A 9,082-nucleotide genomic window follows, 5' to 3' on the forward strand; every position below is an offset into this window, starting at 1 on the left:
AAGAGTATGATCTACTTTAAAGCTCTTTCGATATGGTCTACCTTTTTCCAGAAATGCTTGAACCTGACTTTCTCCTTTGGATATATCCAGACCTACGACTGGATTCATAATATATCTCCTCCTAATCTAGTGATTTGCCAGTAACCCCTAATCCTCCATGCAGTGTCACAGCTTCGCTTGTTATACGAGATCTAAGTCCCAACCAGCCTCAATCATGTTTCTACAAGTAGGGGGCGAACGGTTTAGCTGACGGGGTCAAGCCCCACGGGCAGATACGTTCTACCTTGGCTACTGTTATAATCAGACCAAATAAAAAATGGTCAACCAGAAATATTTTCTGGCTGACCTTATAATACGAACGGGCAGGTTAGTGGAAGAAGAAGATGTTTATTAACTTCGCAATTGACACAAATAGCGTCTTAATACAAACCCTTCATTATTATGGGTGGAAAAAATTATAAGTTAATGGAATAAGTGGCAATAACATAATAAAACAGCCACAAACGATAAGAAAAAACGAATTATCTGATTCCTTCAGCTTAAGTTCTTCTTTGTATATTTTTTGAGTTTGTCTTTGCTTTAAATCAAAGGGTCCCTTCTTTTTCATTAATATTTCGCCTCCAATTAATTTAATTCTTTGCATTTAAATTTTATTAATTTAGACGGGTTTGAATTGAAAAAGTTTCCATTGAAAATAAATTATTCAATTTAATCGTATTTCGCATTTCGATGAAAATGTGAACTAAAAGAGAGCGGGCTTTTATAGAACCATTATGCGGATTTTCTTATTAAACTATAGGGCAGTTTAGTTCAAGAAGGAATCGTTATGATTTTTGTTGAATTTAGAATAAAGTTGGTATAGGAATGGCAATTGAATAACCCTTGGAGGATATTATGACTATTTATTTATTTGAGTTTGAGGCAATACCACTTATTGATAATTCAGAAAGTGAAGAATGTGTTGGTGCTTTTGTAAACTGTTGGGTTAAATCAAAAAACATAAAATTAGCTTTGAATACAGCCAAAAACTACGTCGTCAATCAAGGTTGGGAAGTAATAAGCATTTAGGACCAATTCATAGCGAGTCGAGATATGTACTTAGGAGATACTGAAGAAGATAAGGAATTACTCGAATGCTTTGATGAAGCATTGAGGGAGGGCATTTCTGCAATTTTTTATACATACGAAGAAGATGAAGATGAAGGTGAAGATGATTTAGACATTATTCATTGAAATGGACCTTATTTAACGTGTGCTTTGCTTCAACAAGGAGGCAAGGCATTTTTCTTATTTCAAGTAAAGAGCAGGTTACTTCAATAAGGTTTTTTAATTGTACTATCTATCCTGGAGAATTAAAATTTATTAAAAAAACAGAGGAGCATTTTGTATGAAGATAAGTAAACAAAACGCAGAACATTACATATGGGGAGATATTTGTGATGGATGGCATCTAGTAAAAAATAAAGAATTAAGTGTCATTCACGAACGGATGCCCGTTAACACTTCAGAAATAAGACATTTTCACAACCAAGCACGTCAATTTTTCTATGTTTTATCTGGAACTGCCACGTTAGAAGTCAATGGTGAACGTATAATTTTGAACCCTCAAGAAGGAGTTGAAATAGCACCTTTAACACCACACCAAATGATTAATAACTCAAATCAGGATGTTGAATTTTTGGTGATTTCCCAACCTACCAGTAAAGGCGATAGAGTATTGACAGAAGAGTGATTTGATTTGTTAATCAATTAATGGGAGGGTTTCCACAATACGTGGAAACTCCTTTTTCTTATTGAAGTAACGTGGCAGGATAGTAAGTGTTTGACCTATATCACTTGTTTTTTTAAAAGACAGCACCCGTTTAATATAACGGGTTCGGTTTAGAAGTACAAAATAGCATTAAGCAGTGTATTTCGCATGCGAATTAGCAAGGAAATCAACACATAATTAGTAGGTAATTTAGCAGTAAAATTAGTACACAAAAAGGCTCAGACTTAGGCTCTGAGCCTTAATTTTTGTTGTAGATAAGCACCCCTTAACACAATAAAAAGTAAAACTTATATACAAAATTCCTTTATATTCAGGCATACTTCATTAAATTTATCCGTTTCTTCATAATTTAGAAGATGTCCTGAGTTTTCAAACCAAACTAGTTCTTTTTTTGGACATTCCAAAGTATTAAAGTATTGTTCTACCAATTGAAAAGGAGTTTGATAATCATATTTACCAACTAAAAACCATACAGGAACCTCTAATTCTGAAATTGTTTCTAAGAAGTTTACTTCCACTAACTCTTGCCATAAAGCATCCAAAGAAAATTTTCCAGCTTTCATATAACTCATCCAATCTTTTATTGTATATTCAGTTGCAAATAACATATTAGAATAAATCAGATTATACATAGTTACACCAATAAATGAGCCTCCAAACTTTGTTAACCACTTCCTTTGAATGTCTAAATATTTTAAATCATTAGGATTAAACTCAACTTTGTTTAATTCTTTTAGTGCTTTTTTATTTTTCAAGTCGTTTGCTTTACGTAAAGTATAATCATAGGAGATTTTCTCTCCGTCTCTCATATTTACTACTTGACCAATTCCAATGTAGGCATGAATTAATTCTGGTGCTTTTTTTACCGTTAATATACCAAGTACCGTCCCCCAAGAATGACCAACTAAAAATATTTTTTCTTCGTTGAACCGTCCTAAAAGATATTTTACTAATTCAACTGTATCGTTAACCATATTTTCAATCGTAAGGTCTTCTTTTCTGATATTTTTGGCGTACGATAATCCTGCCCCTCTTTGGTCCCAATTGATAACAGTAAATTTTTTTTCTAAATTACTTTGAAATTTTGGAGCAAACCCAATTTGTGCTGTACCTGGTCCTCCGTGCAAAAATAACATTAATGGATTATTTACATTTTCTCCCCTAATTAGAATTGATTGATTAAGTCCACCGATTATTACATTTTCTATTACTGAGATTGATTTATATTTACTATTAATCTTTTTTGTTTTTCTGCTAAACATATTTTAATTCTTCTCCCTTCATCTAATTTATATATATGAAACAACTATTACTTACTTTCTTCAACATTACTGTCCCGTTAGTGGAATAAGCTCCTCTTAATTTTAACATAAATATCCAATAAACTTTCTTATAAATGTTATAATTAGCACTTCAATTAGCATCAGTTTTAACATAGGAATTTGCACACTGACAAAAACTTTTGTCAACCTGTCAAAAGGGATGCGAATTAGCGTGCTAATTCGTTTACAATTTGTTTAAAAACCCGTTTATATCAATAAAAAGAAACAGTCCAATTCAGTTGTGAATTGGACTGCTAATTGGTGTGATTTTTTAGTTTTTGTACCTGAAAACCGAACCCGTTACGTTTAATAGGTGCTGCCTATTAGTTTTAAAACTAATCTTCTAAATCTAAAAATTCTTGAGGGTTGTGTTCAATACACTTATTAATTTTGCTAATGGTTTGTGAGGAAATTTTATCAAGTAAGGCATAAAGTGTTATGAAAGATGCTAGGAGTTCTTTATTCCGTTCTAGGTCTTCACGTTTAACCGTAAAGTCCTCTAAAGTATCTGGATAATTATGTTGTTTTAGTGCTACTTCTACTCTTTCGAGGAGTGAAAGCATTGATTTATCATCGAAATACTTTATACCAGATTTAATTGCTGACCAACTTCGAGGCTGAGCCATAAAATATGCACTCCACCAATAAAATTCGATAAGTGATTTACTTACGTGATTATAATAAGCATAAAACATAAATAACGCTCGTTGACCTTCAGTTAGTTGCTCGTAAAATTGCTCTTTAATTTGGGAAACATTAGATGAACTTTGTTCAGCTACTTTGTTTTTATAAATCTTAATAAGTGGCACAAAACAGCCTTGACTTAAGTTAGTATGTGTTAATAAATCGAAATCCTGCTTGTTCATTTTTACAAGCACATTTATCACCCCTTGCTACAAATTATACAATATTTGGAATGACAGAAGGTATCGAAATCTTTTGGTTTTATATGTTCAATTAAAGTTTGTGAAGATTTGTACTTAAAGTAACGGGTGCGTTACTGGAACAGCGGTAATGCTTTTCCTTCTTCAAGTAACTGGACAGTTTAGTTGAACAAGGATACCCGAATTTAATGAAATTGTTTGGTTAATAATTGGTGATGATGAGGTTTTTCTCAATAAGGAGAGAACAATGGTAAAATATAAAGAATTTGAATTAATAACAGTTGCATACGATGAATATGAGTTTCATCCATCGTTTGCTTCGAAGATGACAAGTCAACTTACAGATAGTGGCAGTAAACTTTTGGAGGAGCCCATTGCGAACTGTGTATGTGCACTCTTTATTAACGAAGATAAGGTGATTTTTGATAGTAATGGGAATGGTTCTTTAAAGGGGGAGGTTATAGATTGGAGTAGTTTTGGAAGAGATGTTACAGTCAAATGGAGTTCTTCTGTTAAAAAGAATGTTCTACCAAGTAATAATGTTGAGGATTTAGAAATAACATTCAGTTGGTGCGAGGATTTCCCAGTTAGTTCATTAAAAAAAGGTAGCAAGAAAAAGACAAAGGTTGTTGACACAACTTCATATCCATTTGCTGTGGAATATTCAGGTTATCTCGAAACAGATGTTTCCTTTGAAATAAGTGTAATTAAAAATAATAGTGATGATAATAGTCAAATTTTAAAAAACACTTTTAATAAAGCAATAGTGAATTGGAATGATTTAAAAAAAACAAATGGTCGATTCATCAACTACTTAGGAGAATTTAAGAAAACAAGAGGAAAGTACAAAGTCCATATTGATTTAGGGAATGGCGGACAACAAGCAATAGATTATATATTAAATACATTGGCAGTGGAGTGCGTGGATTTTATTGAAAAAATTATAATTAAGCAAAGTTAACCACTACCATTTCACTTCTCTTTTTCTTCAGCTAATGGGGGCTAGAGCTCAAGATGGATCGCTGCGGCGGTCTATTTTCTTATTCGACTAACGAAGCAGGTTAGCTCAAGAAGGATATTAGTTGAAGAGAGTTGAATTATAGGGGGGAAAATGTATCATTGGGGATTTTCAACTAAAAGGTGCTTGAATATATCGGATTTTGACAATGATCACTGTGGCGGTCTTTTTTCTTCTTGAATTAACGGAGCAGGTTAGCGAAAGTAAGCAGTCGTCATTTTTGCTATTGAAATAGAAATATGAAACCTTTTCCCAATATGATCGTATTGAAACTAAAATCTTATAGTAGGATGCTGATTTAATGTCGTTAAAAATGAAACATGTGATGATTATGCTCCTTAATATTTTTGTAGTAAAATTCTGTGTGTAGACAAGGCTTGTCGGTTTTAACAAATATTTGCTTAAAGAAAGGATAATTTTGTCTAAATTCTCAAAAAAATTTAATGAATACTTTTATGCTTGGGGCGATGATGACCCTAATAAAAAAGTTTGGAGATACGGAAAATATGTATCTTTAAAACAATTGCATGGATATGACGATTATGTATATTACAGACCACGTAGGCAAAAGGCAGGAACGGTAATCATTTTGGGTGGTTTAAGTCTAATTGGGGCGAGTGGATATTGTCTATATAAAGGTGGCTCTTACCTCAAAGCCAAGTACGATAAAAGAAAGACAGATGAAGAAAATCTCTAGTCTAAAATAGGCTAGAGATTTTCTTTATACTTTTTTCTGAAAGATTAAACACTATCGTATGTATGACCTTGTATATAAGCATATATTGGAAACAATAGTTGTGGCTGCGAGGTTGTTTTGTAAGGCTGTTTTCTAAAAGATTGTTGTTTTTAGTTAAAATTTTGACTCTGTTAAAAATAGCGTTGATTTTCTTATTAAACTAACGGGGGCGAGAGTTTAATAAAGAGTCACTGTGGCGACTCTTTTCTTGTTGCACTAACGTTGCAGGTTACTTGAAGAAGGAAATGTTTAATTTGTTATTGAATTTAATAAAAATGACATTTATTTATGGCGAAGGAGTTTTATCTAATGCAGAAAGTAAGATACTTAATCCAAACAAAGAAACCTGGCGTTGATGAATTAGATATTATGTTGGCAGAGGAAAAGTTAGGTGCGATTTTTCCTGAACAGTACAAAGAACTTTTTAAGTTAGTAAATAATGCCGAAATCGGTGAATGGATTCTCTATCCTATTAAAACCCAAATAAATCCTAAAAAGACTTGGGATGATGTTGTTAGACAAAATAAGGAAGTAAGAGATGAAAGAATGTCTGAAGACCTTATTGCGATTGGTGATGATGGTTCGGGAGATATACTTTGCTTTAAAAAAATGAAAGGAAGAATGGGTGATACCATTTATCTCTGGAATCACGAAACAACAGAATTAGACGAATATGCACCTAGTTTAGATGAGTTTATTATTCTAATTTCTGAAGAAAATGATGAAATTGATGATGAGTAAAAAGTAAAAATCCTTGTAAGCTAACGGGGGCTTATGTGAAAGATGGGGTTGCTGCGGCGATCCCCTATTTGTTATTAAACTATCGGGCAGATAGTTCAATAAGAATTTAGAATATAAACTGTATTGTACCTAATAAGGGGGATGGTTTTGGTGGGGCTTAAGGAGTTAATTTATTTCCTTAATAAATTAGAAGACAGCAATATATTTTATAAACTAAATAAAGTTAGAAATGAAGCCATTATGGTTGAAATTACTGTACCAGGGCAACGTTGGGAAGTTGAGTTTATGGAGGATGGTATAGTAGAAATTGAAAAGTTCATAAGTGATGGAGACTTTTATGATGTTAAGGAAATAGAGACACTATTTAAAGATTTCAGTGATTAGTTCAAAGTTTTACTAAGCTAAGGGTGCTTAAGCGAAAAAAGGTTAGGTTGTTACGGCAGCCTTTTTCTTATTGAGCTCTAACGATTCAATTTAATAAGATACATAAAATAAACCTCATTTCTGAGTTTATGTCTTAAAATTCAATAATCCCAAGAATTTGTTTGTATTGCCTTGAAATTTATAGAAATGTGATTGGTTCTCATTGTCAAAAACTAATAAATAAGGCTTTTCCTGAACAGGAAAAATAATCATTACTTCATCTACTAGGTCATTGAACCATTGATTTTTAACCATAATATTAGGTTCTAAAGGGGTTTTTATCACAAACCCATTATTAGGATATGGGTTCAATTTCACGTAAACCCCTGTTATTCCTTCGAGAATTTTCACTACTTCTTGTTGTAAATCGGGGGTTTTTTGAACACTTTTTATAACTTCACCTTTTTTTATATCGATAATTTGTATTTGATGATTAGTTTGAGCCATAGCATTGGTTGTGTATAGTATAAAAATACAGAAACTTATTAAAACCTTTTTAATCACTCTAATCACCTCAAAGGTATTTTCCCCAATAATTAAGGTAGTATTAAAATGTCGATTATGTAGCAAAAATTTTGAGTTTGTGAATAATTGTACTTAAAGTAACGGGTAGCTATAATTTAAGATTTTCAGCTGCTTTGGCGGCTTTTTTTCTTATTCCACTAACGAAGCAGGTTAGCTGAACAAGGAAACTTAGACAACTGTATCGAATTTAAATAGGCAAGAAAAAATTTTTTAAGGAGTAACCCCAATGAAGGATCGAATATTCAAGTACATACAAAGAAATTTTCCTAATCTAACAAGCGATGTACATCTAAGGTTTGAACTAGGTGAGCCCCTTGAAAATGGAACGGATGAAAGAATCAATCAAGTTGTTACAAGAGTTACTACATTGTTTGAAGAAGTGTTTCATCCAGAAGATTATATTTATGTTTATATAAAAGATTGGGGAATAAATGAGGATATAATGTTTGGAAATACCACTCCAGAATATGTGTATGAATTATTAAAAGATCATAATATCGAAGTGGAAAATTTGTTCGAATTTGATGAGGATTATGATGAAATAGCTGGTCAAACAATTGAAATTAAGCAGGAATACAATGTGAAAATTGTGTACTCACAAGTGAAGTCTATTACTTACAAGGCTATTCTTGAGGGAATTGGAAATTATGAACAAGGTAGAGAACCTTCAATTGGTCAGTCTGTTTATTTCATTAGCACCGAGAAGGATTTAATATTTCATATGTATGACGATAGAGGTTGTATAATCCATTCTAATGAGGTTACGAAACTGATACATATGTATCGTAAATATAATAAATGGTTGGTTGATTATTGGCGTGATTATTTTAATGGCATTTTCAAGATGTCATAATCTTCCTTATACAGCTAACGGGTGCTTGACCTCAAGAATGATCGCTGTGGCGGTCTTTTTTTCTTATTCGACTAACTGGCAGGATAGTTGAATAAGGAGATAGGAAAAAAGGATATTCCAAAGTTTTTATAATAGATATTTATTAAATTAAATTAAAAGGGGAAGAGACTTTGCAAAGTAAAATACCTAAACACATAATTGCAGTATCAGCATTCGTTACTAATGAAAATAATGAAGTTCTATTAACAAAAGTTCAATGGAGATTAGATACTTGGGAAATGCCAGGAGGACAAGTAGAAGAAGGAGAGGCACTTGATAAAGCAGTCTCCAGAGAAGTGCTTGAAGAAACTGGACTGAATATTGAACCAATTGGTATTACAGGAGTTTATTATAATACAACTAAGCAAATATTATCTGTTGTCTTTAAGGCAAAGTACATTGATGGGGAAATCAAAGTTCCCCCAGAAGAGATTAACGATGCAAGATTTGTTAAGTTAAATGAAAATAATATTGACCAATTCATAACACGCCCACATATGAAATCCAGGACACTGGATGCAATGAACGCAGAAAATATAATTCCTTACGAAACTTGGGAAGTAAATCCTTATAATTTGGTAGGTAGGTTATTTTAGGTCTAATTCAACTAATGGGTGCAAGAGTTGAAGAACTTGGATTGCTGCGGCGATCCTTTTTTGTTATTGAGCTAACGTAGCAGAATAGTTTAACAAGAATTACGTTATTCAAAGGGGGAGTACATATGGGGAAATATGAAGTTAAGCAAATATACAATCTGTTGAATTTTGATT

At 32.5% G+C, this 9,082-nt stretch carries 12 protein-coding genes; 9 read left to right on the forward strand and 3 right to left on the reverse strand.

The genetic code is table 11. The annotated features are described in order from the left end of the window. Positions 1 to 894: 894 nt before the first annotated feature. The 3 genes from ACIQXV_RS29565 to ACIQXV_RS29575 all read left to right on the forward strand — a co-directional run bounded on the left by ACIQXV_RS29565 (position 895) and on the right by ACIQXV_RS29575 (position 1,732). On the forward strand, positions 895 to 1,068 hold the full coding sequence (locus ACIQXV_RS29565) for a hypothetical protein (protein ID WP_402965905.1): 174 nt from the start codon (positions 895 to 897) through the stop codon (positions 1,066 to 1,068). Positions 1,069 to 1,092: 24 nt separating this feature from the next. After that, positions 1,093 to 1,233, forward strand: coding sequence for a hypothetical protein (locus tag ACIQXV_RS29570; RefSeq protein ID WP_402965908.1), 141 nt, complete (start codon positions 1,093 to 1,095; stop codon positions 1,231 to 1,233). Positions 1,234 to 1,387: 154 nt separating this feature from the next. After that, entirely contained in the window at positions 1,388 to 1,732 is a 345-nt protein-coding gene (locus tag ACIQXV_RS29575; protein WP_402965911.1) for a cupin domain-containing protein, read from the forward strand. A 326-nt stretch (positions 1,733 to 2,058) separates the two neighbouring features. Here ACIQXV_RS29575 and ACIQXV_RS29580 read toward each other — a convergent pair whose 3' ends face one another. Together ACIQXV_RS29580 and ACIQXV_RS29585 are read right to left on the reverse strand one after the other, a co-directional pair. Then, a complete protein-coding gene (locus ACIQXV_RS29580) occupies positions 2,059 to 3,033 on the reverse strand; it encodes an alpha/beta fold hydrolase (RefSeq protein ID WP_402965914.1) in 975 nt (324 codons plus the stop codon). 395 nt (positions 3,034 to 3,428) lie between these two features. Then, positions 3,429 to 3,971, reverse strand: a complete 543-nt coding sequence (locus tag ACIQXV_RS29585) for a hypothetical protein (protein ID WP_402965917.1) — start codon at positions 3,969 to 3,971, stop codon at positions 3,429 to 3,431. Positions 3,972 to 4,224: 253 nt separating this feature from the next. Between ACIQXV_RS29585 and ACIQXV_RS29590 the strand changes: the two genes are divergently transcribed. The 4 genes from ACIQXV_RS29590 (at position 4,225) to ACIQXV_RS29605 (ending at position 6,856) form a co-directional block, all read left to right on the forward strand. Further along, on the forward strand, positions 4,225 to 4,938 hold the full coding sequence (locus ACIQXV_RS29590) for a hypothetical protein (RefSeq protein ID WP_402965920.1): 714 nt from the start codon (positions 4,225 to 4,227) through the stop codon (positions 4,936 to 4,938). Between the two features lie 475 nt (positions 4,939 to 5,413). After that, positions 5,414 to 5,692 carry a hypothetical protein gene (locus ACIQXV_RS29595; protein WP_402965923.1) on the forward strand — a complete coding sequence of 93 codons (279 nt, stop codon included), beginning with the start codon at positions 5,414 to 5,416 and terminating at the stop codon, positions 5,690 to 5,692. A 348-nt stretch (positions 5,693 to 6,040) separates the two neighbouring features. Further along, positions 6,041 to 6,472 (forward strand): SMI1/KNR4 family protein, encoded by a 432-nt coding sequence (locus ACIQXV_RS29600; RefSeq protein ID WP_402965926.1) that lies wholly within the window; start codon positions 6,041 to 6,043, stop codon positions 6,470 to 6,472. 141 nt (positions 6,473 to 6,613) lie between these two features. Beyond that, positions 6,614 to 6,856 carry a hypothetical protein gene (locus ACIQXV_RS29605; RefSeq protein WP_402965929.1) on the forward strand — a complete coding sequence of 81 codons (243 nt, stop codon included), beginning with the start codon at positions 6,614 to 6,616 and terminating at the stop codon, positions 6,854 to 6,856. Between the two features lie 126 nt (positions 6,857 to 6,982). On the opposite strand, the gene ACIQXV_RS29610 is transcribed toward ACIQXV_RS29605, so the two are convergent. Next, positions 6,983 to 7,399: a hypothetical protein gene (locus ACIQXV_RS29610; RefSeq protein ID WP_402965932.1), complete on the reverse strand. Its 417-nt coding sequence runs from the start codon at positions 7,397 to 7,399 to the stop codon at positions 6,983 to 6,985. Between the two features lie 247 nt (positions 7,400 to 7,646). On the opposite strand from ACIQXV_RS29610, the gene ACIQXV_RS29615 reads away from it, so the two are divergent. Together ACIQXV_RS29615 and ACIQXV_RS29620 are read left to right on the forward strand one after the other, a co-directional pair. Then, complete coding sequence (locus ACIQXV_RS29615; protein WP_402965935.1) at positions 7,647 to 8,273, forward strand: DUF3885 domain-containing protein; 627 nt, start codon at positions 7,647 to 7,649, stop codon at positions 8,271 to 8,273. Between the two features lie 170 nt (positions 8,274 to 8,443). Next, positions 8,444 to 8,908, forward strand: coding sequence for an NUDIX hydrolase (locus tag ACIQXV_RS29620; protein ID WP_402965938.1), 465 nt, complete (start codon positions 8,444 to 8,446; stop codon positions 8,906 to 8,908). Positions 8,909 to 9,082 lie beyond the last annotated feature (174 nt).

This window comes from Neobacillus sp. NPDC097160 (genome assembly GCF_044762155.1).
Lineage (GTDB): Bacteria > Bacillota > Bacilli > Bacillales > Cytobacillaceae > Neobacillus.